Origin of the sequence: Amycolatopsis sp. SID8362 (genome assembly GCF_010550475.1) — a bacterium.
Lineage (GTDB): Bacteria > Actinomycetota > Actinomycetes > Mycobacteriales > Pseudonocardiaceae > Amycolatopsis > Amycolatopsis eburnea.
Genome location: NZ_JAAGNB010001796.1, coordinates 1 through 1,178 on the forward strand (window position 1 = coordinate 1; position 1,178 = coordinate 1,178).

The following is a 1,178-nucleotide window of genomic DNA, read 5'->3' on the forward strand; positions in this document are numbered from 1 at the left end:
GGCCGGGCTGCAGCGGACGTGGGACGCGGCCGGCCCGGTGACGGCGCGCCTGGCGGGGCCCCCGGAGGTGCGCGGCGAGTCCGCCACCGCGAAGGTGCACGTCGAAGGTGTGGGCGGCACCAAGGAGACGCCGTTCCCCCTGCACAAGGAGAACGGCCGCTGGTGCGTGCCGGGTTAGCCCTTGCCCTTGGCCGGGCGGCGCGACACGCGCGGTGACACGGTTCCGTCGGCCAGGCGCCGCGCGGTGAGCAGGAACGCCGTGTGCGCGACCATCCGGTGGTCCGGGCGCACCGCGAGACCGACGACGTGCCAGGGGCGCATCAGCGTTTCCCACGACTCGGGCTCGGTCCAGCACTGCTGCTCGCGCAGCGACTCGGTGACCCGCGAAAGCTGCGTCACGGTCGCGACGTAGACCGTCAGCACGCCGCCCGGGACGAGGTGGGCCGCCACGTTCGGCAGCTGCTCCCACGGGGCCAGCATGTCCAGCACGACCCGGTCGACCTCACCCTCGTGCGAGGCCAGGTCGGCGACGGTGAGCGTCCAGTTGGCCGGCTTCTCGCCGAAGAACTTCACGACGTTCTGCTCGGCGTGCACCGCGTGGTCGTCGCGGATCTCGTAGGACTGCACGCTCCCGGCCGGGCCGACCGCGCGCAGCAGCGAGCACGTCAGCGCGCCCGAGCCGGCGCCCGCCTCGAGGACGCGCGCGCCCGGGAAGATGTCGCCCCACATGACGATCTGCGCGGTGTCCTTCGGGTAGATCACCTGCGCGCCGCGCGGCATCGAGAGCACGTAGTCCGGCAGGAGGGGACGCAACGCGAGGTAGGTCGACCCGCCCGCGGACGTCACGACCGACCCTTCGGGACGGCCGATCAGGTCGTCGTGGGCGAGGCCGCCGCGGTGCGTGTGGTACTCACCGCCGTCGGCCAGCGTCAGGGTGTAGTGGCGCCCCTTCGAGTCGGTCAACTGCACCCGATCACCCGCGCGAAACGGTCCGCTGACCGACAACACTTCCTCCTGTACCCCGAATGGCCGACGACAGATCTTCGCAGGCCGCCCGTGCCGCGGCGTCAGCGGGTGCGGCGGTTCAGCGCGGCCCGCAGGTCGTCCCGGCGCAGCACGCCCGCCGGGCGGCCCTCGTCGTCGACGACCAGGAACTGCCACGCGGCCGTCTCGCGGAC

Annotated in this window: 1 protein-coding gene; it reads right to left on the reverse strand. The window is 73.2% G+C overall.

Annotated elements, in window-relative coordinates:
* Positions 1-174 precede the first annotated feature (174 nt).
* On the reverse strand, positions 175-1,005 hold the full coding sequence (locus G3I65_RS54910; protein ID WP_160704422.1) for a tRNA (adenine-N1)-methyltransferase: 831 nt from the start codon (positions 1,003-1,005) through the stop codon (positions 175-177).
* Positions 1,006-1,178 lie beyond the last annotated feature (173 nt).